The 25,881-nt window shown below is 53.8% G+C and carries 21 protein-coding genes; 5 read left to right on the forward strand and 16 right to left on the reverse strand.

Annotated elements, in window-relative coordinates:
• Positions 1-610: 610 nt before the first annotated feature.
• The gene (locus tag RW092_RS05605; protein WP_316009737.1) at positions 611-3,655 is read right to left on the reverse strand and encodes a glycoside hydrolase family 2 TIM barrel-domain containing protein; all 3,045 of its coding nucleotides are present in this window, start codon (positions 3,653-3,655) and stop codon (positions 611-613) included.
• Positions 3,656-3,745: 90 nt separating this feature from the next.
• Between RW092_RS05605 and RW092_RS05610 the strand changes: the two genes are divergently transcribed.
• Positions 3,746-4,651, forward strand: coding sequence for an AraC family transcriptional regulator (locus RW092_RS05610; protein ID WP_316009738.1), 906 nt, complete (start codon positions 3,746-3,748; stop codon positions 4,649-4,651).
• 38 nt (positions 4,652-4,689) lie between these two features.
• Here RW092_RS05610 and RW092_RS05615 read toward each other — a convergent pair whose 3' ends face one another.
• Positions 4,690-5,610, reverse strand: a complete 921-nt coding sequence (locus RW092_RS05615; RefSeq protein ID WP_316009739.1) for a dienelactone hydrolase family protein — start codon at positions 5,608-5,610, stop codon at positions 4,690-4,692.
• Positions 5,611-5,782: 172 nt separating this feature from the next.
• Here RW092_RS05615 and RW092_RS05620 point away from each other — a divergent pair, with 172 nt between their 5' ends.
• The 3 genes from RW092_RS05620 (at position 5,783) to RW092_RS05630 (ending at position 9,939) form a co-directional block, all read left to right on the forward strand.
• Positions 5,783-6,814, forward strand: coding sequence for a LacI family DNA-binding transcriptional regulator (locus RW092_RS05620; protein WP_316009740.1), 1,032 nt, complete (start codon positions 5,783-5,785; stop codon positions 6,812-6,814).
• Between the two features lie 207 nt (positions 6,815-7,021).
• Positions 7,022-8,464 carry a tagaturonate reductase gene (locus RW092_RS05625; RefSeq protein WP_316009741.1) on the forward strand — a complete coding sequence of 481 codons (1,443 nt, stop codon included), beginning with the start codon at positions 7,022-7,024 and terminating at the stop codon, positions 8,462-8,464.
• Positions 8,452-9,939, forward strand: a complete 1,488-nt coding sequence (locus RW092_RS05630) for a UxaA family hydrolase (RefSeq protein ID WP_316009742.1) — start codon at positions 8,452-8,454, stop codon at positions 9,937-9,939. The genes RW092_RS05625 and RW092_RS05630 overlap by 13 nt, the downstream gene beginning before the upstream one ends.
• Before the next feature lie 71 nt (positions 9,940-10,010).
• Here RW092_RS05630 and RW092_RS05635 read toward each other — a convergent pair whose 3' ends face one another.
• From RW092_RS05635 to RW092_RS05665, 7 genes are all read right to left on the reverse strand, one after another.
• A complete protein-coding gene (locus RW092_RS05635; protein ID WP_316009743.1) occupies positions 10,011-11,384 on the reverse strand; it encodes an MFS transporter in 1,374 nt (457 codons plus the stop codon).
• Positions 11,385-11,403: 19 nt separating this feature from the next.
• The gene (locus tag RW092_RS05640) at positions 11,404-12,030 is read right to left on the reverse strand and encodes a cysteine hydrolase family protein (RefSeq protein ID WP_036700147.1); all 627 of its coding nucleotides are present in this window, start codon (positions 12,028-12,030) and stop codon (positions 11,404-11,406) included.
• Positions 12,031-12,072: 42 nt separating this feature from the next.
• Positions 12,073-13,107, reverse strand: coding sequence for an ABC transporter substrate-binding protein (locus tag RW092_RS05645; RefSeq protein ID WP_316009744.1), 1,035 nt, complete (start codon positions 13,105-13,107; stop codon positions 12,073-12,075).
• Between the two features lie 54 nt (positions 13,108-13,161).
• Entirely contained in the window at positions 13,162-14,064 is a 903-nt protein-coding gene (locus RW092_RS05650; protein WP_016311241.1) for an ABC transporter permease, read from the reverse strand.
• A gap of 36 nt (positions 14,065-14,100) precedes the next feature.
• Positions 14,101-14,883 carry an ABC transporter ATP-binding protein gene (locus RW092_RS05655; RefSeq protein WP_016311240.1) on the reverse strand — a complete coding sequence of 261 codons (783 nt, stop codon included), beginning with the start codon at positions 14,881-14,883 and terminating at the stop codon, positions 14,101-14,103.
• A gap of 125 nt (positions 14,884-15,008) precedes the next feature.
• A complete protein-coding gene (locus tag RW092_RS05660; RefSeq protein WP_016311239.1) occupies positions 15,009-15,389 on the reverse strand; it encodes a Na-translocating system protein MpsC family protein in 381 nt (126 codons plus the stop codon).
• Positions 15,390-15,596: 207 nt separating this feature from the next.
• Positions 15,597-15,770: a hypothetical protein gene (locus RW092_RS05665; RefSeq protein WP_157268794.1), complete on the reverse strand. Its 174-nt coding sequence runs from the start codon at positions 15,768-15,770 to the stop codon at positions 15,597-15,599.
• 257 nt (positions 15,771-16,027) lie between these two features.
• Here RW092_RS05665 and RW092_RS05670 point away from each other — a divergent pair, with 257 nt between their 5' ends.
• Positions 16,028-16,369 carry a cupin domain-containing protein gene (locus RW092_RS05670; protein WP_016311237.1) on the forward strand — a complete coding sequence of 114 codons (342 nt, stop codon included), beginning with the start codon at positions 16,028-16,030 and terminating at the stop codon, positions 16,367-16,369.
• Positions 16,370-16,438: 69 nt separating this feature from the next.
• Here RW092_RS05670 and RW092_RS05675 read toward each other — a convergent pair whose 3' ends face one another.
• The 7 genes from RW092_RS05675 to RW092_RS05705 form a co-directional block, all read right to left on the reverse strand.
• The gene (locus tag RW092_RS05675) at positions 16,439-19,189 is read right to left on the reverse strand and encodes a carbohydrate-binding protein (RefSeq protein WP_316009745.1); all 2,751 of its coding nucleotides are present in this window, start codon (positions 19,187-19,189) and stop codon (positions 16,439-16,441) included.
• A gap of 41 nt (positions 19,190-19,230) precedes the next feature.
• Positions 19,231-20,499 (reverse strand): glycoside hydrolase family 125 protein, encoded by a 1,269-nt coding sequence (locus tag RW092_RS05680; RefSeq protein ID WP_028538891.1) that lies wholly within the window; start codon positions 20,497-20,499, stop codon positions 19,231-19,233.
• A gap of 114 nt (positions 20,500-20,613) precedes the next feature.
• Positions 20,614-21,663, reverse strand: coding sequence for a glycoside hydrolase family 76 protein (locus RW092_RS05685; RefSeq protein WP_316009746.1), 1,050 nt, complete (start codon positions 21,661-21,663; stop codon positions 20,614-20,616).
• Complete coding sequence (locus RW092_RS05690) at positions 21,663-22,790, reverse strand: glycoside hydrolase family 76 protein (protein ID WP_316009747.1); 1,128 nt, start codon at positions 22,788-22,790, stop codon at positions 21,663-21,665. The genes RW092_RS05685 and RW092_RS05690 overlap by 1 nt, the downstream gene beginning before the upstream one ends.
• 19 nt (positions 22,791-22,809) lie before the next feature.
• Entirely contained in the window at positions 22,810-23,736 is a 927-nt protein-coding gene (locus RW092_RS05695) for a carbohydrate ABC transporter permease (protein ID WP_016311232.1), read from the reverse strand.
• Positions 23,733-24,620 (reverse strand): carbohydrate ABC transporter permease, encoded by an 888-nt coding sequence (locus RW092_RS05700; protein WP_016311231.1) that lies wholly within the window; start codon positions 24,618-24,620, stop codon positions 23,733-23,735. The genes RW092_RS05695 and RW092_RS05700 overlap by 4 nt, the downstream gene beginning before the upstream one ends.
• Before the next feature lie 28 nt (positions 24,621-24,648).
• The coding region (locus tag RW092_RS05705) for an ABC transporter substrate-binding protein (protein ID WP_316009748.1) at positions 24,649-25,881 on the reverse strand (1,233 nt) is incomplete at its 5' end.

Raw genomic sequence — 25,881 nt, forward strand, 5'->3', positions numbered from 1 at the left:
TGAATGAGTACACCGTCCGCCGTTACCTGCGCATGACTTGTTCCGAGGAAGAGATGCGCCAAAACCTGCTGCAGATGTGCTTGTCCATTCCTGCGATCTCTTACGACCAGTTAATCGCACATCATCGGAACCATCCGTCCATTGCAACCGCAGCTTAATCCATCTTGCAACTTAATCTCTCGACGCAACAGGCATCGGGAGAATCCGTAATTCAGCATGCAGATTTGCACTCGAATCTATATCTGATTAATCATTTCTAAATATTTACTTTAATATACATTATTTATATATATTATGATCTATATCTAAATCTACTTTTAGATCCATATTTTCATATCCAAAAAATATCAATATCTATGTCTACTCCTTTTCTATATATCTACTCCTTTTAAACTTTAACTTTGGGGCATCTTACTCTTCTTTGCTTTTTCTTTTTTAATTTTACGTACGGTTACTCCTTCTCTTTATTCACCACCTGATGCAACGGGATAATCCTTCAAAAGGGGGGATCGGATAGACCACCTCTTCCTCCTCCCCCGCAGCAAGAAATAACCGCTCACCCAGCTGCTTTAGCCAGGGAACGGTTATTTACACCAACTATACGCTATCTCTATTCTTCTTCCTTAAATATCGGCTGGATGGTTAGCTCAAAATCGAACGACTTCTCGGTAAAACGGTAAGGCTCTGCGAGCTGCGGGCCACAGGAGCCGGAGCCGGTGCCGCTCATTTGGTAATCGAGCGTGACAATCGTTTCGGGGCGGCGCTTGAGTTCATACGTATGCTGCGCTGCCGTCAGGTCCTCGGCGGTGTAGTGCAGCGCCTGGAACGAGAACGGTTGGGCTGCCGTGAACTTTAAACCCATGCCCTGAACGGTGGAGGCGATCGCCCATTCCGTACCGTAGCGGGAACCCGTTTCCTGCGGCATCACATAGTTCTCGAACATATCGTCCACCGACAGCAAGTATTTGCCTTTGCGTACGCTTGCCCGTTTGTCGATGTAGCTCTCATGCGGACCGTAGCCATAATATTCAATCTCTTCGGTCCCCTTCGGCATCGTCAGCTCAAGGCCAAAGCGCGGTAAGAACGGAAGATTCTCGCGTACTTCGGCGTGAACCTTCAGCTGAATCTCGCCCGAGACCCCAACTGTCCATACAGCATTACCGCGTACGAACGGTTCGAAGATATAACTGGCGAGCGAGAAGTCAACGTGGATTTCGACCGAAGCGTCTGGCTTTTGCTCCCAGTGACTCCGATATACCTTCATTGCAGCATGATCAAGACCCGCCGCTTCCCATTCCTTGCGGATGTGCATATCGTTATCCATCGGAGCCCGCCAGATGTTAAACCGAGCCAGACTCGCAAGCAACGGCACACCGTGCTTCGTTACCTGTTGCGGCATCCCTTTTTTCAGATCAAAGACGTGCTCGAAATCAAACCCACGTACCGTAAGCATGCCGTCTTGTTCATCTATCGTCATAAAGCCGGCGTATTCCTCGCTTTGCAGCTTCTCGTGGGCCAACGCTGAAGTCGCACCCGGCAATTCAAATTGATAGAAGGCGATTTCGTATCCTTCCTCCGCCCATGGTGTGTCCAGCTGCTGCCGGACCGAGCAGGTTAAGGTGAGCGGCCCCGTCCCCTCCTCCTGCGCCAGCGTCAGATCATAGGGAAGAGAGAGAATCTCCGTCTCACCCGGTGCGGCGGCTAGCGGGCCTGACCGCCCTTGCTGCAGCACGTCTCCTTCCTGCTCCAGCTTCCAGCTGACCGCCAGGTGTGACAGGTTGCTGAAATCATAACGGTTCAGTACGCGGAAGCGGCCTTGAGCGACATCCTCTGCCTCGATCAGCACCGGTGCAATGACTTGCTTTAATTCCAGCAGACCGGTATGTGGCCGACGATCTGGGAAAACCAGGCCGTCGATGCAGAAATTCCTGTCGTTTGGCTGATCGCCGAAATCGCCGCCGTACGCATAATAACGTTGCCCATCCGGCGTCTCCGCAGCAATCCCGTGATCGCACCATTCCCAGACACAACCGCCCATCAGCTTCGGATAGCGATAAATTACGTTCCAGTAATCCTGCAAATCGCCTGGTCCGTTCCCCATCGCATGGCTATATTCGCAAAGGAACAACGGTTTGGTGCTGTTCTCATCGAGGGCATACCGCTCGATCTCCTTCACTGAAGGGTACATGCGGCTGTCCAAATCCAGGCAGGATGTGTCCGAATTGCTGTAATACCGGGGATCCGCTCCTTCGTAATGCACTAAACGTGAAGCGTCCCGCGCTTTAGTCCATTCCGCCATAGCGATATGGTTATCCCCGTATCCGGATTCATTGCCCATGGACCAGATGATGACGGAGGCGTGGTTTTTGTCCCGCTCGACCATGCGAACCGCCCGTTCCACGAACGCTTCTTTCCAATCCGGATTGTTCGACAACTTATGGAAAGCCCCTGCTTCGAGCTCACCGGTTCTGGTCACACCATGGCACTCCAGATCCGCTTCATCGATGACGTAAAACCCGAATTCATCACATAGATCAAGAAACTTCGGGTCATTCGGATAATGCGAGGTCCGGATCGTGTTAATGTTATGCCGCTTCATGAGCTTCAGGTCTGCAATCATATGGTTCACCGGAATGGTCTGCCCCAGCTCAGGATGGGAATCGTGGCGGTTCACTCCCTTCAGCTTCACAGCGCGGCCGTTGATGCGGAAGATGCCATCTGTGATCTCCACCTTTTTGAAGCCAACCCGAAAGCGCAGCACTTCTTGGCCCGCTGTCAGAATCAGTTCATACAACCGGGGTTGCTCAGCATTCCACAATTGAGGCTGCGGCACGTCCAGCTCCATCGCTCCTTTGCCGTCGATTTGCGTCTCCTTTTGGCCAATCAGCTTGCCCGCAGGATCCCGCAACTCCGCTTGAATCGTCAGGCTCCCCGTCGTTTCAATCTCCGACCGCAGCTTGCCTTCGGATAGATCGTCCGATAACAGCGGTTGATTAAACACATCACGGATATGCGTATTATCCCGGGACAGCAAATAAACGTCGCGATAAATCCCTGAGAACCGCCAGACATCCTGGTCCTCCAAATAGGTACCGTCGCACCATTTCAATACCAGCACGGCGAGACGGTTACGTCCTGCCGCGACAAACGGCGTAAGATCAAACTCCGCCGGAATTCGGCTGCCTTGGCTGTAACCCACAAAACGGCCGTTCACCCACAGGTAAAAGCAGGCGTTCACACCTTCAAATACGATCCGCGTCAGCTTCTTCGTCCATGCTTCGGGCAGATTGAAATCCCTTACATATGTTCCCGCAGGATTGTCATCCGGCACAAACGGCGGATCGTAGGGAATCGGATAGTTGACGTTCGTATAATGCAGCTGATCATACCCATTCGTTTGCCAGCAAGAAGGCACGATTAGATCGTCCCAACCGCTCACATCCGTTTCCGTCTCATAGAAATGACTGTCTACTTCGCGAACGCTGCGATAATAGCGGAATTTCCAGCTTCCGTTTAATGTTTGAACATGCGGTGAGCGTCCGCGTTTTCCCGTTCGGGCTGTCATGGCGCTCTCATACGGAATATAGGAGGCGCGGGCCGGCAGCCGGCCGATGTGCAGACACGATAAATTTTCCCATTCACGGTTCAGTTCCACCTATTTCACACTCCCCAAACGATTTGCTCTCATTATAGGGTTGAGATATAATCGGGCGGAAGCCACAAATCGGACAAACCACCAGATAAAATGGACAATATGGAGGAACTCCCCATGGACCTGCTTCCGCTCAGAAGTAATTTAACCCCCTCCCGCAACGAGCTTTTGCCGTTATCCGTTTATACGGTGGGTACGGAAATTCAGCCGCCGCTCACCAGGATGAAGGGATTTTCGGCACATCAGCTGTTCTTAACGATCTCTGGTACAGGACAGTTTCGCCGGCTCTACGTAAACAAGGACAAATGGGACATTCTGCGCCCCGGCCAATTGCTCTACATCCCCGCCGGCTGCGCTCATGAATATATGCCCTACGGGGAGGGGCCTTGGTTCGTCGGGTATGTCACGTTGCTGGAAAACTTCGGCGAGGTGCTAAACCGATGGGGCTTTGGAGATGCCCCGCGGTTGATGCAGCTCTCAGACATTTCAATTTTTACAGATCGCCTGCTTGCCATCTGGCAGCTGTCCGGTAACGAACATGACCCTTGGCGAACGACCGAGCTATTGTACTCGTTATTTCTAGCCATCCTCAAGGATACATCGGGACAAACGAGCCTAAAGTCGGATTCAGCCGTCCCATGGGTGCCGCCCACTGCTCCCCCCGCCTCCTACCGAGCATCGGTTGTGGATGTTGCGGTTCGCTTTCTGCATGACCACTTAAATCGGCCGATTACCATCGCCGGACTGGCAGGTCACGTCGGCTACTCACAAAAGCAACTGACCCGGCTCTTCCGGCAAGCGATGGGGTTAACACCGCTGCAATACCTTCATCAGATACGGCTAAAAACAGCCCGGCATCTGCTCCTTGATCATCCCGACATGACGATTCGCCAAGCTGCGGCGTATGTCGGCCTGGAGCCGGTTTATTTCGCTCGGCTGTACAAGCGTGAGTTCGGCCGGCTGCCGTCGGAGGAGCTTCGCGGACGGGAAAGCAGCTGATGGTCGTAGGCTGATGACTGCTCCGAGCGCGACTCTTCCTATGGTGCGGAATGCAGCAAATACTGAGCGATGAATTCCGGCCACGCCGCACGCATTTCCGCGGACTCCATATGGCCGCCGCCGGTGATAACGGTTTGCCAATGGTTTGCCTTCCCGGCGGCGGCGTAGGCTTCACGTAAGCCTTGATCAAGCCGCTGCACCCCTTCAAACGGGCATAACCGGTCGTTGCGGCCAACCAAGCTGAGGCGGGGGCGGGGAACGATGAGCTTTTGAATATCGAGGGTCGTAAAACGCTTCAGCAGCCCAGGTACATAGTAATAAAACCCGTGATGTTCCAGACCGCGCCGCGCAATCAACGTTTCTGCATCAACCTGTCCGCAAAGGTCAATGACGACGCTTACCCGTTCATCAAGCGCCGCCAGCCACCACGCCATCAGCCCTCCCATAGACATACCGATCGTCCCGATACGCGTCGAATCAACGTCCTCCCGGGTGCACAGATAATCGATCAGCCGGTAATTATCGTAAATCATCATGCCCCATAACGATCGTCCGGTCCACAGCATTTCTTTAACCAGCTCGCCTTCACTCCTGCCGCTGCGTTCATGGAAGCCCCACATATCGATGCTGCATACCGCACAACCTAAGCCGGTCAGCACTTTGGCAAAAGACGGCTCTTGTAGATAACCGCTGCTGCGAATCAACTCCTGGCGACCGTTCCCATAATTTCCGCCGTGGGAGTGATTAAACACAACCAGCGGGTAAGGACCTTCCTCCTCCTGCGGCTTAGCGAAAAAGGCCGGTACCGCCTCCAGCCCGTTTAAATCCAGCAGCAGAGTCTCCAGCACGTAGCCGTCAAACTCCTCCCGCTTTAATAACCCGGCGGAAACCGGCCTTCCAAAGGAAGGCAACTCCCCAAGCGTCTCCCATAGCTTTGATCGCTGCTCCTTCACGTGCATATCCGTTCATCCTCTCTGTTACAATTTACCGATAATTATAGCGCTTACAATCAATTTGGAGCAAATTTTATTTTCACGTGTGCATTGCTTGTTTTTCTTGACTTTTTTATATATTGGGGAATAGAATGAAAACGTGAAAAACAATGTGAATTTCTGCGGAAGTTGAGGATCTATGATTACGATTAAAGACATTGCCCGCGTGGCTGGTGTATCCCACACCACGGTATCCCGTGCATTAAACGGAAGCCCGCTGATTAAGCCGGAGACGCGGGCGAAAATTGAAAAAATCGCCGCCGAGATGAATTATGTTCCGAATGTCAGCGCCAAAAGTCTGGTGATGAAAAGGACGTACACGATCGGACTGTTCTTCTCCAGCATCGATCAAGGAACGTCCGCCAGCTTCCTCGTGGATGCAATCAAGGGCATTCATCATGCGCTGGATGAAAACTACAGTCTTACTGTGCACGGGATTGACGGCATCCGTCATTTGGAAGGCATTTCGCCGCACCGCTTCGACGGCATCCTGGTCATGAGCCAAAGTGACGCCGACAATGCGTTTATTTACCATGTGAAGCAGGCGGGCATCCCGCTTGTTGTCTTAAACCGCTATCTGGATGATCCCGGCATCGTGAACGTTGTTGCCAATGACCGGGAAGGTGTGCGGGAGGCGATCAACTATGCAATCGATCAAGGCCACCGGCGGCTGGCCATCATGGAAGGCAAAGCAGGCTTTCGGTCTGCGACAGAACGGAAGCAAGGCTTCCTGGAAAGCTTGCTCGCCCACGGTCTTGCCCTCCCTGCTGAATATCAAGTTGCCGGCGATTACAGCATCGATAGCGGGTACCGGATGATGAACGCGCTGCTGGATCTGAAGGAGCCGCCAACGTTGGTATTTTGCGCGAACGACGATATGGCGATCGGGGCGATGAACGCCTGCTTCGCCCGGGGGGTGAACGTGCCGAATCAGGTGTCGCTGATCGGGTTCGACGATATTGTGTTCGCTGGATACACCAACCCCGCCTTGACGACTATCCGTAAGCCGGTCGCCGATATCAGCGAACTGGGAACCCGCAAGCTGATCGAGCTAATGCAGCCTGCAGGTCCAGGGGCATCGGATCAGGAGCAACCAACTGAACCATCCAGCGAGACCTTGTTCGTCCCAACGGCATTGGTGATTCGACAGTCCGTGGCCAAGATCTCCTGACCTAAACTGGAACAGTGAATCATGCTTACTGACTGTTAGTCATTACACTACAGGGCTGACTTCGACTCGCAACTGGCAAGCTTATTGGGTTTGTCCTGGCCCTGTTCGGCAAGCCAGGCAACTCACCCTACTCCTCAATGTTCACGTGTGCAAGCAAGTGTGGTATCTCACAATCTCCTCAGCATCTATACCAAGGAGGCGAAAAATATGGACACCCCGCAATATCCGCTCTTATCCCGAACCTTATTTCCCGATTTGCCTGCCTATCCGGAACGGATGATCCAGTTCGGCGAAGGAAACTTCCTGCGTGCCTTTACTGCCTGGCAGGTGCAGCAGATGAACAAGCAAGGCCGGTTTCAAGGTAGCATCGTGATGATTAAGCCGCAGGGCAGCCCGGTATCTGAGCATTATGCGAAGCAGGATCATCTTTACACGGTACTCATTAACGGGATCGCCGAGCAGCAAGTCATCAACGAACATGAGATCATTCACTCTGTCAGCCGATTGATCAGTCCGTACACCGAGTACGAACAATTTCTTGCCTTAGCGGAGCAAGATTCGCTGCAATTCATCACCTCGAACACGACCGAGGCCGGTATCGCCTACAACCCGGAGGATCGTCTCACGGACGCACCGCAGCGGAGCTTTCCCGGTAAGCTGACCGCCCTCCTCTACCGTCGCTATCAACTGGGCAAAGCAGGATTTACGATCATCCCCTGCGAGCTGATCGACCGCAATGGCGAGAAGCTGCGCGAGATCGTCCTGCGCTACGCCGCTGAATGGGATCTTGGCGATGGGTTCATCCAATGGCTCGAACAGGAGAACACCTTTTGCTGCAGCCTCGTAGACCGGATCGTTCCCGGATATCCGCAGCAGCAAGCAGAGCATCTGGCGCAAGAGCTCGGTTATCAAGACCATTTGATGGTAACCGCCGAGCCTTACCTGCTGTGGGTGATTGAAGGCCCAGCCTGGCTGCCTGAACGGCTGCCATTAACCGAAGCGGGGTTAAACGTCATCTTTACCGAAGACCTGCGTCCGTACCGCGAGCAGAAGGTTCATCTGTTAAACGGTCCCCACACGGCCATGGCTGCGTTGGGCTTGCTTGCCGGGCTAACAACGGTCGAAGATGTGATGAACGACGAGGATCTCTCTGTGTTCGTCAAGGAACTGATGGAGCAGGAGATCGTTCCGATGCTTGATCTGCCTAGCGCCGGACTGCTGTCTTATGCCGAGGCTGTACGCGAGCGCTTCATGAACCCGTTTATCCGCCACGAGCTGGCTTCGATTTCGCTAAACAGCATCGCCAAGTTCCAAACCCGGCTGCTCCCTGTGCTCCTGCGCTACCAGCGGGAACGGGGCGAGCTGCCAAAGCGAATTACACTGGCCTTGGCCGCCTTGCTGGTTGGTTATCGGGGAGATCGGCTTGCGCGAAAGGACAGCCCGGAGGTGCTGGCCCTCTTTGATCAAGCTTGGTCACAGCCCGCTGAAGCGATCCCGGTCCTGTTACGGGAAACGGAGCTGTGGGGGCAGGATTTATCCAGCGTTCCCGAACTCGCGGGAACCCTGGAGCAATATGTGCGGAAGCTGGACGCTTTTGGCGCCCGAGCGACACTACAATGGTTGGGAGGCGGGAGCTTATGCGACGATTAATGAAAATGAACCCGCGTGACAATGTAGCGGTAGCATTACAGCCAATTACAGCCGGTGAGGAACTCCAGCTTAACGAGGAGTCTGTTTGTGCATTGCAGGACATTCCTCAAGGCCATAAAATCGCACTTACCGCCATCCCCGCCGGTTCGTCCGTTACAAAATACGGCTACCCAATTGGCCATGCGGTCACCGCGATCGCTCCTGGCGAGTGGGTGCATACGCATAACATCAGAACCAACCTCGCCGGCGAGGAGCAATACACGTATCAACCGAACCTGCACCCCGTCATTTATCCGAAGCGTTCCTTGACCTTTCAGGGATACCGGCGGGCCAATGGAAAAACCGGCATACGCAACGATCTGTACATCGTGCCCACGGTCGGCTGCGTGAACGGAATCGCGGAGCAAATGATCCGCGCCTTTAAAGCGGAGCACCCGGATCTTGGTCCCTTCGATAACATTACCGTGCTGAGTCACCCCTATGGCTGCTCGCAGCTTGGGGAAGACCATCTCATGACGCGCAGCATTCTCGCTGATGCCGTGCTTCACCCCAATGCAGGCGGCGTTCTCGTCTTTGGTCTAGGCTGCGAAAATAACGTCATTTCCGAGTTCCGGGAGCGGCTGGGCCATTACGATGAGCAACGCGTCAAATTTCTGGTGGCCCAGGAGGTCGAGGATGAGCTGGAGGCCGGTCTGGCACTGCTGGAGGAGCTGGTTGAAGCGGCGCGCAACGATCGCAGAGAGCCTGTGCCGCTCAGCGAGCTGAACGTTGGGCTCAAGTGCGGCGGATCGGACGGCTTCTCCGGCATTACGGCCAACCCGCTGCTTGGCGCTTTTTCCGATTTTCTCATCTCCCAGGGCGGCTCTACAATTCTAACCGAGGTCCCCGAAATGTTTGGAGCTGAACAGATGCTGATGGCCCGCGCGGAAAGTCCAGAGGTGTTCGAGCAAATTGTTGCACTTATCAACGATTTTAAGCAATATTTCTTATCCTACGGTGAACCGGTCTACGAAAACCCCTCGCCCGGCAATAAGGCCGGCGGAATCAGTACACTGGAGGACAAATCGCTGGGCTGCACGCAAAAGGCCGGGACCGCCCCGGTGGTCGACGTCCTGAAATACGGTGAGAAGCTGCGCAAGAAAGGCCTCAGCCTGCTGCAGGCACCAGGGAACGACCTGGTTGCCTCCTCTGCGCTCGCCGCCGCCGACTGCCAGCTCGTTCTCTTTACGACTGGCCGCGGGACACCGTTTGGCAGCTTCGTTCCCACCGTCAAGGTGGCTACGAACAACGAGCTGTTCGCCAAGAAGAAGCACTGGATGGACTTCAACGCCGGCATCTTGTTGGATACGCCGATGGAAGAAGTGCTGGAGCAGTTTATTCAATACGTCATTGCAGTAGCCAGCGGTCAACCGACTCGGAACGAGCAGAACGAGGTCCGCGAACTGGCAATTTTCAAAACGGGAGTCACCTTATAAACGGATCGCGCCCAAATCACACCAAAAAGCCATTGCCCGGACGATAACGTCCAGGCAATGGCTTAGCTTTTCTAAGATGGCGATACCGTCTCTTCATGGTGGCGACGATGCCGCGCTTGACGGACGGTAAACAGCAGAAGAACCAAGGAGCCGAACACCAACGCGAGACAAAGGACGAACACCATCCGATATCCGTCTACGCCGGCCAGGAGGGCTCCGCCTGCCGCTGTGCCAAACATCATGCCCAGGTTCCGCGACAACGCGAGTAAACTGCTGATTAACCCCAAGTGGCTTGGATCCACGCGGCCCATCACCAGGCTCGTATTAGGCGAAGTGATCATCCCCATGGATGCCCCCAGCAAGACAATCAAGGTAATGAGCAGAAACATCGGATAGGAGGAGGAAAGAAATCCCAAAGCCAATAACGTTCCCGACATCGCGAGCAATCCCGCCGTCAACAACGGCAAGGAACCGTGCTTGTCCGACAAACTGCCGAATAACGGGGAAGCGACGATCAACGCCAACGGATACCCCATCATGATCAATCCGGCCATTGCCGGCGGAGCGTCTAACTCGTGGCGAAGATAAACCGGCAATACAAGTTGCGCCGAAAATGCCGCCATATACGTAACAATAGTGATCCATAGCCCGGTATTTGTCGCAGCATCGCTGAGCAGCTTGAGATCGATGAAGGGGGAGCCGCTGGTGGAAAGACTCCACATTACAAATCCAGCGGCACAACCCGCAAACAAGAGCAACAACACGACCACGGCCAGGGATCCCCATCCCCATTCCGAGCCAAGATGAATCGCTGTGACCAGGCCGGTTAACGAAATCCCAAACAATAGCGCTCCGGTTACATCGATGTGCCCTTGCTCCTCCGGCTGATCCTTCGGAATAAACCGCTGGGCCATAATCCAAGCCGCTAACGCAGTGCCGGCCAGCAGCCAGAAGCACGCCTCCCAAGAGATCCATTGAATCAGTGCCCCTCCGAGGCTGGGGCCAATCATCGAACCGGCGGCCACAAAGGTGCTGATCATCCCTAGGGCTCTCCCCCTCTTTTCGGGAGGAAACAGAGAAACGATCAGCGCCATGTTCGTCGCCTGATACATCGAAGCGCCAACGCCTTGTACGATCCGGAAGGCAATCAGCCAGCCCAGGGACGGGGCAAGCGCGCAGCCAAGTGCCCCTAACGCAAAGCCGAGGTAACCCAGATTATGCACGGACCGCCGCCCCCGGATATCCCCGAGTTTCCCCATCACCGGCAGGAGGACGGAAATGACCAGCAAATAAGCCGTAACCACCCATTGCGCAGAGGCAAGGCCGATCTGATAATCTCTAGCGATATCCACCAGCGCGATGTTGAACATGCCGGCGGAACAGTTCGATAAGAAGGCTCCCGTACAAATAATATATTGAACCAGTGTACGGGTTTTGCCGTTCATGCCCATACCTGCACCTGCTTTACACTTGTGTCATCGTCATCGGGTTCACGGTCGTTTTCCCCGCCCGTTCCCACAAGGAAATCACTTCCCGGGTGTCCGTGACTTCACCGAAATATCCTTCGATATTTTTTATCGTCATTTCATGAGCCTGGGTTGAATAAGAGGCGCAGGCATCGCGAAGCAGCACGATGTGATAGTCCAGCATAAAACCGTCCCGAGCTGTCGATTCCACGCACACATTGGTGCTGACACCGGTCATGATCAGCGTTTCGATCTTCTGGCTCCGCAGGATGGAATCGAGTCGAGTATTCACAAAAGCGCTGTAACGGTGTTTGTTCACGACGACCTCACCCGGCTCGGGCGCAACTTCGTAGAAATCCGCCCCCCAGCTGCCCTTCCGACATACCGCCATCGATCTTCCGTTCGATCGTTCCCTCCAAGCTTCGGAATCGGTCGCTTCTTCATGAAAGGTCTGGATAAAAATCACCGGCACCTCAAACACTCTGGCTGCTGCCAACAGGCGATGTAAATTGGGCATCATATCGGCTACGGCACCTATGTCATTCCCCGCTTGGGCTAAAGCCCCCTCCGGGTGACAGTAATCATTCTGCACATCGACCACCACGATGGCTGTCCGGCTGTTCATTAGCTTCTGCTCTAAATTCACTTTGCTTCACCTTCCCTTTCCTTACTTGGATGAATTAACAAACTGCATATCGACCAATTGGTCATAGGAATAATCGCCCGTATAAATCCCGGTTTTGATCAGCACATCCATGTCTTGTTTCACAGCGGCTTCCGTAATGAACCCATCCCTGCTCCATAGATTGTCCGCATAGGCGCGGTCAAGGGAGGCCTGAATCGCATCATCGGATAACGTAGGGAACTCAGCTTTCATGTTTTTCATCGCCAGTTCTTTGTCCTCTTGTACCGCCTTCAGCGCCTCGATTATCGCGTCGGTGAACAGCTGTACCGTTTCCGGATCTTTATCGATCGTCGATTGCTTAACACTAAGCACGGAGTAAGAGAAATCGCCGAAATCATGGAACTTATAAAATGGCTCGCCCCAGACGTCCTTGGAAATCCCGTCGCTAATTTGCGGCTCCGCGCCATTGCCGATATCCGCCGCTCCTTGCTGCACCATCGTCACGACAGTGGAGGCATCCGCCGGCTCCAGCAGCGTGACATCTTTCTCTGGGTCCAGCCCCAAGTAGATGAGCAAATAACGGATCAGCAAATTGGGAGTACCGCCATGACGTCCGGCATTGATCTTCTTCCCTTTAAAAAACTCTTTCAAATCCGCCTCTGAATTCCCGGCCGGAGCCAGCCCTTTCTTGGCCACCAAGTAGACGTTGGCTCGGTTCACGACGTTGACGATTGACACAATGGGATCGGAGTTCTTCTTGTTCGCCAGTGCGTTGGACTCCGTTCCGCCGATGACGCCCCATGCATCTCCGCTAACCACCGCGGTGACATGTGCTCCGCCAGCTGCCTGAATCACCTCCACATCCAGTCCACGCTTCTTGAAGTAACCTTCCCGTTGAGCCAAATAGAGAGGCAGATATCCGGTGGAATGGACAGGTTCGGCGATAACGATTTTTTTGAGCTCCGTGCTCCCCTCCGCTGCTTCCGCGGTGGACTCGCTTTTTCCTCCGCATCCCGCAAGTAAGCTGGCCGTCAAAGCCAATCCCAATAATAACGGTAACAGTCTGCTCTTCTTCATCCAACTTCCCCCTCATGAACATTTTCTGATTCCGGATGACTGACAAGGTCCTCTTTATTTAACGCCGAACCCTTTGGACAACCCTCTTTCCAACAGCACGACGCCCCAATACATGGCCATAGAGAGCACCGACAACACCACCACGCCAACCCATACGAGATTGATGTCAAGAATCGTCCCCGCATACATGATCATGCGTCCAACACCTTGGCTGGAGGCGATAAATTCGCCGACGATGGCCCCGGCAAGCGCAAGGGCAATGTTGATGCGCAAACTGCTGATGATCCAAGGCATCGACCACGGAATGACGACTTTGGTAAAGACCTGCCAGCGCTTGGCCCCCAGCGAATACATCAACTTCTCCATATCCGGGTCTACGCTTTTCACCCCGCTGTAGGCGGACAAAGCAGATACCACAACCGTCATGGAAAAAGCCAGCGCCACCTTGGAGAAGAAGCCGATTCCCAGCAAAATGACGAGGACAGGCGCCAGAGCCAGCTTGGGCATTGCATTTAAAATGATTAAGTAAGGTTCGCTAATGCCGGCATAGCTGCGTGACCACCAGAAGGACAGGCCCAGCAAAGCTCCGCATAACGTGCCAAACACAAAGCCCAGTACGGTTGAGCCTGATGTATAGGCGATATCGCCTAACAGGCCGCCCTCCGCCACTTGCAGCCAAGTCGTTTGCCATATCGCGCTTGGGCTGCTCCAATAATAAGAATCCAACCAGCCGATCCGGGTAAATACCTCCCAGATGATGAACAGCAGAACCCCTACGGCCACCCTTCCCCAGCCGATTCTGCGAGCTTTCTTCCGCTCCGCCGCCTCTTCGTCATAAATCAGCGGTGCGGATTTTGTAGCGGACGGGGTTTTTAGCTTTTTTTCAGCTGCCGGCACCACCGCATCCGTGGACAGAGAATGAATCACAAAAGTCGATTTCCGCACAGTTTCTTCCACACTTCATCCCTCCTAGATCGTTTTTTATCCCAACGGTCAAAGCGCGAGTTCTTCCTCGGCATGTCCCGCTGATAACTGGTCAAGCAAGAGATGTTTCAATTCCATAAAATCCGGAGACGTCATATCCTCCGTTTTACGCGGGCGCTCCATCGTGACCGTGATTTTCGTTTTGACCCGGCCCGGCCGTGAAGAGAAGACATAAATATCGTCGGATAAGTAAATCGCCTCATCGATGTCATGGGTGACGAACAGCACCGTTTTTCCAAAGTCGGTCCAAATTTGCAACAGCCAATTTTGCATCGTAAGCCGGGTCTGGGCATCCAGCGCGCCAAACGGCTCGTCCAGCAAGATGATGTCGCGATCGTAAAGCAGCGTTCTCAGCAGCGCAGCCCGTTGTCGCATGCCTCCCGACAATTCCTTGGGATAATGCTTGTCAAAGCCTTTGAGTCCATACTTCTCCATCAGGGGCAACGCTCGATCCACCGCTTCCTTTCTAGGGACGCCGCGAATTTCCATCCCCAGAATGATGTTGTCCAGAATCGTCCGCCACGGCAGCAGCATATCCTTTTGCAGCATGTAACCAACATATCCCGTCTTTCCCACGATGTTCTCCCCGTCCGCAAGCACCTCTCCGGTAGAGGGGGGAATGAGTCCGGCAATGATGTTGAACAAGGTCGACTTGCCGCAGCCGCTTGGGCCAATGATGCTGACGAACCTTCCCGCTTCAATCTTCAGGCTCGTTTCTTGCATGGCCGGGATATCTCGGCCGTTCCGGCGAAACCATTTACTGACTCCGTTAATCTCGATTTTGGGCTGCATGCTCCAACGCCTCCACTCCTTGAAATTTTCGTGTGTAGATATAAAAAAATCGCCAGTTAAAACCCATAGCGCCCCCTAACAAATAGCGCTGCGAGTCCAAACTGACGATTAGCCGGCTCTTTCGATTAGCGAAGTTCCGACAACTCCTTCAGATAATCCTCCACGTCGCGATCCAAGACAACGATCGTACCGGAAAATTCGGTCTCTGCATCGTAATCTTTGAGTATGGCGACGATATTCAGTTGAAATTGACGTTCGAGGGCTGCCTTAATCTCCCGCTTGAACACTTGAAATAACAAGTAATCCAGCTGCCTTGTGGACTGAGGATAAGCCTCATCCAATAGCTTTAAGACCGGCACTCGCCCGTTCAAAGAAATAATCACAATTTTGTTGCCGACGAAATCGACCTTTTGCTGTTTTACACCCACGTTAAAGATTTGCTTATTGATCGCGTTGTAAATCCTCAAAATGTCCTGCTTCCATTCGCCAGCAGTCAAGTTGGCCATACCTCACACCCTCCTTCATGTCATGTATTCTATCATAACTCTGGGGTGTGATTAATGAAACTCTCATTCTTGTGATTTATTATAGGCGTTTAAAAGGGATTGTCAATACGTTTACGTCAAAAAAAATAACATCCATCCACTTGGATGTGATGTTATTTTACATGAAGGCTATATTTAAATGTATGGCATAGGATGAAATGTGTCAAATTACCCGGTGAGCAAAGCCAACCTGTCAATTTGCTGGTACAACCGCTCCGCTTCGTCTGCCAAGCTGGGTTGATTCAGCCGAATTGACATCGCAAGCAGCCGGTCAGCTTTCTGCTTGAGCTGCTTAATCTCCATCATGACCGCTTCTTGATCCATCCCCGGAAAACGTTTCACGAGCGTTACTCCTTTCACCACATTTTCAAAAAACATCCATATCCCCTTTCTCCAATTTACTCCAATTTGCAGTAGTGGCCATTTCACAGAGTTTTGAAATAGGGGGTATTTTTTCGCAAACTTGATCTGAATCAAGTAGAAAGAAGAAGCTCGATGCTAACATAGGAGACAAGGATCAGGAGTCCCGGCGATCAAGCCGGAGTATTCCAGCCAAAGGATCCGGTCCACCAGGCCGGAATAAGGAGGATATCAGGAAAATGGAAAAATTATCAATAGCTCAACTTCAGGACTTCCAAGCGGATAAATTCACCAAACGGATAGCCTACAAAAAAGGGGAAAGCGTCGTGTTTGTGCTAAACTTTATGCCGGGCCAAGAGCTGCCAACCCACACCCATCCGAATACAGACGTGTTTATTCTCGCCTTGCAAGGTCACGGGACGATTACGGTGGATGGAGCAACCTCTCCGCTCAATCAAGGTGAAGTCCTGCATTTGGAAGGAGCGGAAGCCTTCTCCTACCGGAATGACGGAACCAAGCCCGCCAGCTTGTACGTTTTCTTAACCAAAGTTCCTGCACCAGAGTACGCACAGAACATTTAAGATACGAATTCTAATCGCAAAAAAACAGACCGAAGGCTGAATCTCCCCTCCGCCCCGGTCTGTTTTTTATTACTTCTTGATCAAGTCTCCCAGCGAAACGGCAGTTCCCTTGGAGACATTGCCAGAAGCATCAACGGCTTGGAATTGGACCGTATAGCTTTTGGGATTGTTTACGTTCGGCAACACCGCGGTCTGGACACCGCGCGCCACCTCCAATGTATTGCCGATTAGCTTCTTGTTTTTGAGCAAACGAATCTGCACCTTCACAGCATCCACATCGTACGGACCGTCCCAAGTTAACCGAATCTGTCCATTTTCTCGAACCGCACGTACATGCTCAACCTCTCCTGGAGGAGTGTGGTCCCGAGGCGGCTCAGGTGTAACAGGCGGTGCCGTAAATACGTCCGGGTCACCAAACGTAAATTTATCCAGGTTAAACAACCAATCCGATCCCTTAAAGAGCAGGAACACGATATGCTTGCCGCGAACCGAAGCCGTGAGATCCGCCGAGAACACCTTAAACTCCTGCCAGCCACCGGTCCCTGTGACCTGCACCTCCGCAATTACAGGGCCGCTTGGGCTGTCCAGCCGCACCTCAATCGTCCCTCCGGCGGTATCGCTCGCCGCATTGACATGGAATTGCCCCGCTGCGCCGCCTTCGCCAAAATCAATGTAGTTGTACATGGCATAAGGCTGGTTCGGGCCGTACATTCCAGCGAGATACGTCTGTCCTCCGCCCTGCTCCGTGCCAAACCCTGAGCCAAGGGTATAACTCTCCGCTTCGATCTTGCCGTAAGCGTCTTGAGCCCGGCCTTTGACGGTCGTGAAGCTGAACCAGTCGAGATTACACGGAAAATCGCTGCCGTCCGTACCGTGGAACACCAGATAGACGTCATGGATGCCCCTCGCAGCCGAATCATCCAGCGTGGACATTACGTCGATCCACGTTGACCAATCGCCTACAGCCGGAATCTCAAGGGTGGCGACGGTTGGCCCATTCAAGCTGTCCAGCTTCACCTCGATCGTTCCTCCGCGGTTTCCGCTTGCCACATGCGCCGTGATTCCGGCCGCACCGCTGCCGAAATCGATGCCTTCATACCGAACGTACGCGCCGTTCGTGATCCCCTCCAGGAAGCCATATTCACTGTTTCGGCTCACCCCGTTTCCGTCATCGAAATCGCCGGCCTTCCGCTTCGCAAAGGCATCGGTTCTCGTCGGATCGGTCTCCGTAAACCGGAACCAATTCAAGTTAAACAGATAATCATCGTTCACTTTGACAAAAGTGAGATAGACATCATGCTTGCCAGTCACGGTCACCGGCTGACCTTGTTCATCCTTGAGCACGTCCACCGCATCGATAAACTGGTTCCAGTTGCCCGTGCCCTCAACCCGAACGGTACCGATTTTAGGTCCGTTCTCCTTATCCAGCCGGATTTCGATGCTTCCGCCAGACGTGGCGCTGGCAGCCCTAGCAATGAAGCCAACGGCTCCCTTCGACCCGAAGTCGACATTTTTGTAGACAGCGGTATGTCCGTGCTGGATCCCGCCCAGCTGCAACGTGCCTTCTGCACTGCCCTCGAGCACGAAGCCTTTGCCGATGTTGTATTTTTCCGCCTCGATCCGTTGATTGGCCGGCTTCACCGGATATACCGGAACTGTCACCGGCTTTGGCTGCACGACCGTCACGGCCTGAACGGCGCTGGATGCTGACCAGGACTCATAGGTGCCGGACAACAGCTGTCCGATCCAGTTGCCGTCGACGAGCCCCTCTGCGTTCCGATGGCTCCAGGCCATCGCCGCATTAAAAGCGAGCCAATCGTCGAACTTCCGCTCGAACTCCCGATGCGCCTTGGACTTACTGCCGTCCACTGCTTTTTGCAGGTAAGCCAAATTGCGCAGCAGAATCGTTTTGCCGCCCTTCAGATCTCCATGCGGTCCCTCGTAACCGAGCAGTCCGTTCGGTTCTGTCTGATGAGCCATCGTAAATTGGGCAGCCTTGATCGCATCCTCCAGATACACCTTGTCGCCTGTTACACGATGCAGTCCGACAGCTGCGCCAATAAACGTTCCTTGATTATAATGCGTTGCATCCGGCACAGGTCCTTGGTCCATCTCGATCCGGTCGAATACCTTGCCGTTTCCGTCCGTCAGCATCGTTTTGCCCCATCGATATATCCGGGTTGCCGCCTCCAAATAGTACGGGTCATCCGTGATTTCATACAGGAACACTGCCGCTTCGGCCGCCGGGAAGTTGATACAAGCATTTTTCGTGACATGCTCGCTGTTCAACCACCAGATGCCGCCGCCAGCAAACTCATCATCCCATTGGGTGTCGTAGACGAAATCGAAGTAATACTTCGCTTTATTCAGATACCGGGCTTCCCCGGTGATTTGATACGCTCTGGCACTGGCCATTGCCCACCACATAATGTCATCGTTAAACGGATTGTTCGTCCAATTCTCGCCATACTTCAGGACCGCTCCATCGAAAATATCGTCGATCTGGGCGCGAAGCTGCGCCTTTAACTCCCGATCCGATGTACGAAGATAAGCGTCCATGACCATTTCCCACAGCTCGGCTTCCACCCAGAAGCCCTGGTAGTTGGAGCCGCGATTGGAATCGGCCCAGAACAATTTAGCCTGCGGATCCCAGAACTTGGCGTTAAATGCCCGGATCGCCGCATCCGCATCCTTGGAAGTCCAACTGGCCGCATGGGCCTCCGAAGCGTTTGCTCCGGTAAGCAGCGAAATCGAGAGTGCCATCGTTAACGTGAGTGCAAGTAATTTCGATAACGTTCCATTCCCCGGATTCCGTTTCACGGCAAAACCTCCATTTTCGGAAATGTTTTCTTACCCGAAAGCTAGCGCATGGCAATTTCCAAACCACATAAACTGAGCACAAATTCGACAAACATGGCATTAGACCAAGAGAACCATTCCCGCGTATACTCCGATGGATTATCCTTGTGGAACCCTTCATGTACCAAATTCGTTCCCGCATCGGTCCGCTCGAACATATCCAGAATCTCCAGCTTTTCCGCTTCCTCCAGCGCGGTGATCCCTTGAATGGATAAGGCGATGTGCCAAATGTAGTCCGGCGGCGTGTGCGGGCTGCCGATGCCTTTGGCATACGTTCCTTCATAGTAATAGGGGTTGCGGCGGCTCAGAATCATCCGACGCGTGTTGAGATAGATCGGATCGTCTTTGCTGCAGTAATCGAGATAAGGCAGCGACAGCAGGCTCGGCACGTTGGCATCATCCATCAGATTCACGCCGCCCAGGCCGTCTACCTCGTACGCATACACCTTCCCAAACTCCGCATCCTCAATAATGGCGTATTTTTCGATCCCTTGCCGAATGTCGTCCCGCAGCGCACGCACCTCACCCGCGAAAGCGTCATCCCCGTAAAACTTCTCATTGATCTCCAACAAATACCCCAGCACCACAATGGCAAAAAGGTTCGACGGAACGAGATACCCGTATTTGCAGGCATCGTCACTCGGGCGGAAGCCCGACCAGGTCATCCCCGTGTAGCCAACCGGTCCTGGAAGCCGATCGGTTTCCCCGCTGTTTTCCCGGACGAACGTGTATGTTGACAGTTCCTCATGCCGCTGCTCGGTCCGCCACGTTTGCAGAATCAGTTCCGCCGCTTGCTTAAATTCCGGCGTGAAGTGGCGAGTTTCTCCGGTATTTTTCCAATAAAGGTAGGCGAGCTGCAGGGGATAACATAACGAATCCACCTCATATTTCCGTTCCCAAATCCATCCGGACATCTCGGTCAAATCCGTCTGATGACCGCGGAAATTCTCAAATTCGTTAAACGCGTTAGCATAGGGATCGCGCAGGATCGATTGGTATTGCGTTCTCAGCACGCCCTCGATAATCTCGCGCAAGCCGGCATCCTGCGCTGCCGGGATGAGATACGGCCGAAGCTGATTCACGGAATCGCGCAGCCACATGGCCGGGATATCGCCGGTCAGCATAAACACCGTGCCGTCATCGTGGCGATGGATGGTGGTCTCCAGCGTATTTTCATAACACCGTTTGAACATCTCGACGATTTTCGGGCGATGCTTCATTTTGGTCTCCACCAAGGCAATAATGTCGGATTGAGTTAGTTGCTCAGTCATGGTTAATCTCCTCCGTGTTGTCTCGTAGTCGTTGTGCTTGTGATGCAGGTTGTGCTCGTTGTGCTCGTTATGGTCACATACGTTCGCTTTCGGTGGTTCGGTTGTACATGTTCCTCACTTGCGCGCCTCCAGCCGGGCCGCCGCTTCCAGCAGCATCAATCCGCTCAACTGGACGCTGAGCTGAACCGGCAAGGTCGGCGGCTCCTTCCAGGAAGGGGCGCAGAGCATCGGGCTCTCAAATAGCCCGCTGGATCGAAGTGTCTCCGCATTGGCAAAAATAACCTCTCGCACGTGCGGACACGCTGGATCGACCTCCAGAAGTCGGTCGAGATAGCGAATGAGGATCCCTTTGAATAACCCGGTATCGTCGATGCCCTCCTCCGGAAGCAACCAAGTGCCGGGCTCGCACAGCTCCTCGAAGCAGGCGGCCGCAGTACGCCGGGCATCCTCCAGGTAGGCTGATTCGCCGGTATAGAAGTATAATTCAACTCCCGCGCCGATGAAGACGCCTTGGCAATACGTGAATCTCCAGTCTTTGTCAATCGTACCGTCCCCCGTACGGTTCATACCATCCCAAACAAAACCGGTCGCGGGGTCAACCAGACTAGCTTTATTCCAATCGTAAATTCGTTTCGCCCAAGCGAGATCTTCGGGCCGACCGAATATACCATAAAGCCGGGCAGCAAGAATTGCTGCGGGGGCGTTGGCCGGGGTATTTTTGTAATCCAACTGATCCTTCTTCCATGCCATCCCGCCGCCGCAATACTCATTCCAAGCCGTTTGGATGTCCGCCCATAACTCTTGAAACTTCTCCTCATAGCACGCCTCACCGGTCGCCCGGTAAGCCCGCAGCAGGGCCAGTGCCGTCCATTCCATGTCGTCATAATAATTGTGCGTGAACGTCCCGCCGTTATAACGCTCCAGACTGCGGCAGAACTGACGCATCCGATCCGGCAGCGCCGGGTCGCCGGTCCGCTCATAGGCGTCCACCAGCACATCGAGGACATGGGCTTGCCACCAGTAGTAGAAATTTTCGCCGACCCGTCCCGCCGAACGCGGATACCACTGGTCCAGGATGCCGGTCTGCTCATTCCCGTAACAGGCGAACAGATCGCGGTGCATGCGTTCCGCCAGTTGGGCCCAACCTAGCTCACAGCGGTCCATCACGGCGTCTCCCCTTGGGGGGCAGCCTCCGAAGTTAGCCTTGGGGCTGATTGATCCTGAGCCGCCTTCGGCTTAAGCGCTGCTGCCGCCTCCATCAGCATCACGCCGCTCAGCTGCGAGCTGAGGGATACGGCTATATCTGGCTTAGGAGCCTGGCTCCAATCCGTGCCAAACCGCGGTTGCTGCGGATCGGCGGCCAGGTGGCTCCAGGTACGTTCCGCCTGAAGGGCGACGTACTCGGCAACCTCGGGATGGTCTGGAGCCGCTTGTGCCAACTGCACCAAGTAGCGGATCAGGATGCCTTTGAACAGTCCGGCATCGCCATCCCCTTCCTCCGGCAGTAGACCGGTCTTTCTGGAGGTGAACTCCTGGAGGACGACGCGGAACGTGCGAAGCGCCGCCTCCAAGTAAGCCGCATCACCGCTTACCCGGTACATCTCCACCGAAGCTCCAATAAAGACGCCCTGGCAATACGTAAACCGCCAATCCTTATCGATGGTGCCATCCCCGGTACGGTTCATCCCATCCCACACCAGGCCGGTGACCGGGTCGATCAGGTTCGCCGCCTGCCACTCGTAGATCCGTTGTGCCCAAGCCCAATCGTTTGGATCGCCAAACGCTTGGTACAACCGGGCTGCCAGAATCACGGCGGGAGCATTGGCTGGGGTGTTTTTATAGTCGAGCTGTGATTTCTGCCAAGCGATCCCGCCGCCCATGTGCTCGTTCCAGCCGGTTTGAATGTCCTGCCACAGCAGTTGGACGGCCTCCTTGTAACGCGGTTCGCCTGTGGTTTGATAGGCGCGCAGCCAAGCGAGCGCCATCCACTCCATATCGTCGTACAGCTCATTGGGCCAAGCGCCGCCGTTACGCTGAAGCAGACCATCATACAGCTGCTCCAGCCGCTGGACATACCGCCGCTCCCCTGTGCGCCGCAGTCCGTCAACTAGTACATCCACCGCATGCGCCATCCACCAATAATGGAAAATCTCATTGCAGGTTCCATTTTCGCAGGGCGTTTGAATATTGTACATCCGGATTTTTTCGTTCCAGAATAATTCATCCAATGCCGTCTGAGCCAGGTCGGCCCGTTGCTGCCGGATTTCCGTCTCTTTCATGGTCGTCGTCATATGAGCTCTCCCCTCTGTCCTATCCCTTGATTCCACTAAACGCGATCCCCTGAATAAAATACCGCTGCAGCAGCAGGAACAGCACCAGGATCGGCAGAATGGCCACCAGCGCCCCCGCCATCATCGGCCCATAATCCGTCTGATAGTTGTACGAAAAAGCCTGTAGCCCCATCTGAATCGTCGCCTTCGCCGGATCGTTCAGGACGATCATCGGCCAGAGGAAGCCGTTCCAACCGGCCTGGAACGTAAAGATTCCGAGCGTCGCCAGCGCCGGCTTGGTCAGCGGCAAGTAAATGCGCCAGAAGATTTTGAATTCGCCGCAGCCTTCGATCCGCGCCATCTCCATCATGTCATTGGGCAGGGTCAGAAAGAACTGCCGCATGAAAAAGACCGCAAACGTCCCGGAAGCCCCCGGCAAAATAATGCCCCAAAACGAGTTCATCAGCCCGTACCCTCCGCTGCCGAACAGGTCATTGCCGCCTGCCAGCGGGATATGGCGCAGCACGTAGACGCTGGGGATCATTGTCACGATCCCCGGCACCATCATGGAGACCAGCAGAATGCGAAAGAATGGCTGGTTCATCCGGAATTTCAGCTTGGCAAACGCATAACCGCTCAGCGAACCGAAGAACAAGTTACATAACACCCCGGCCGCCGCAAGAATAAAGGAATTCCAGAAATAAAGACCAAAAGGCACGGTCGTAAACGCGTTGTAATAATGCTCGAATGTCAGGTTCGTCGTAAACCATTTAATCGGCAAAGTGAACATGTCTTCATCATGTTTAAATGAGGTCAGCACACTCCAATAAAAGGGCAAAAACATGATGACCGCAATGATACCGCCAACCGTATAAAACAACACATTCGCGATTCGGTTCTGCGTGGATACACCGATTTGCGGACCTCGTGTACGGACGCCTGGTTTTATCGTCTCTGGATTTGTCATACGATCGGCTCCTCCGCTTTGGTGATTTTCATGCTGATGATGGAAAATACGAGAATCGCCATCGCCAGCACAAACGCCTGCGCTGAGGCATACCCCATCTGCAATTGGTTAAAGCCCTGCTGATAGATCAGGTAGACCGGAGTTTTCGTGACGTTCGCCGGTCCGCCCTGCGTCAAGACAAACGCCTGGTCGAACAACTGCAAGGCGCCGATGATGGACATGACGCTGACGAGGAACGTCGTCGGACGAAGCTGCGGCCAAGTGATGTAGCGGAAGCAAGCGAACCGCGACGCCCCGTCCAGCCGGGCGGATTCGTACAGATAGTCCGGCACGCCTTGAAGGCCGGCTAAATAGATGATCATATTGGAGCCAACCGACTGCCAAAGCGTCATGACGATGATCGATAACATCGCTGTCTCCGTCTGCGACACCCAAGCCGGGCCGGTGATGCCAAAATAAGCAAGCAGCCCGTTGATCAACCCGTATTCGGGATGCAGCATCCAGATCCATACCGTGGCCGCGGCGACGGCCGAGGTCAAGGTCGGCAGGTAGTAAAACGTGCGGAACAGCTTGACCCCGCGTATCTTTTTGTTCAGCAGCATCGCAAACAGCAAGGAAATCAATAAGTTCAGCGGTACAAAAACAATCGCATAATAGAACACGTTGATGAAAGTCTGCCAAAGCAGCGCATCGTCGATCAGGCGGCGGTAATTGTCCAATCCAACCCAATCGTTGCTGCTCAGCACGTCATAGTTGGTGAAGCTGAGGTACAGGGCCATCACGACGGGGATGACCATGAATACGGCAAATAGCAGCATGGTTGGTGTTATGAACAGATAGGCCATTCGAGCCTGATGCCGTCCAAGCTTATTGATGGATGCCATTCTTCGCTCCCCTTTCAGAGGCCGATTTTTACTTCACGACAGCATTTTCCTCTAGCAGTTTGTCGCCTTGCTCTTGGGCTTTTTTCAGCGTATCGTCGATCGATTGCTTGTTCTGGAGCAGCAGTTGAAGGTTCGGAATAAGCGCGTTCTCTTCCATGACAGAATATCCCGGATGGGTCGGCCGCGTTTTGGCAAATTCCAACGTCTCCGTAAACGGCTTCCACAATGGATCTTCAGTAAAGAATGCATCCTCCAGCGCCGGTTTAAAGCCTGGCATGTTCAAGCTCGTTTTTGCCCACAGCAAGGCGTTGTCCTTGTTCGCTGTCCACCATTTGATGAACTCCCACGCCTCATCCGGATGCTTGGAGCCTTGCGGGATGACAAGCCCGAAGCCGCCCATCACGCTGCCTTTGTCCCCATTCGGACCGGCTGGCGGCGGAACGATGCCGTAATCCAGATCCTTACCATATTTGTTGTACGTGCTCATCATCCAAGGTCCGGTGTACAGCATCGCTACTTTCCCTGTAACAAACGCGTCGGTACCTTCGCCAAGCCCTTGTTCGAAGCCGACTTTATAGACTTTGTCCTCGTTCAGCAAGCGCTGCCAAAACTCCAGAACTTGTTTGCCCTTCTCGTTGTTGAAGTTGGTTTTGCCGTCTTCGCTGAGCATTTGCCCGCCGGCTTGCTGTAAATACATGTTAAACAACCCCGGATCGGCCATGGAGAACCCTGCAGTTTCAAGCTTGCTGCCATTCCATTTCGTCAGCGTCTTGGCCGCTTGCTCCAATTCATCCCACGTCGTTGGTGCCTCCAGCCCTGCATCCGCAAACATCTTCTTGTTGTAGAACAACGCGCGGGCATCTACCGTTAACGGCAGGCCGTACAGTTTCCCGTTATTGGTCAGCTCCTTCAAGGACTCCTCGTAAAAATCTTCCTTGTTCACTCCATCGCGCTCCATATAGTCGTCGATGGGACGAAGCACGTTTTTTGGAGCGTACAATGAGGTTCTCCAGCGGTCCCAGAACAAAATATCCGGCGAACCGCCGCTCGTCGCAGCCGTGAGGAATTTCGTGACCATATCCTGCTGAAGCACGTATTTGACTTCGATCTTGTCTTGCGACTTGTTGAAGGCGTCAACCATCGTCTCGAACTGCTTCTGCCCTTCGCCGCCCCAGTCGCCCCAGAACGTCAGCTTCACTTTCTCGGTTTTGCTGCTTCCGGTGTCACCACCGCCGCCGCTGTTCCCTGCGCCGCCGTTAGT

Source organism: Paenibacillus sp. 3LSP (assembly GCF_032465655.1).
In the GTDB taxonomy this organism is placed as follows: Bacteria; Bacillota; Bacilli; order Paenibacillales; family Paenibacillaceae; genus Fontibacillus; species Fontibacillus barengoltzii.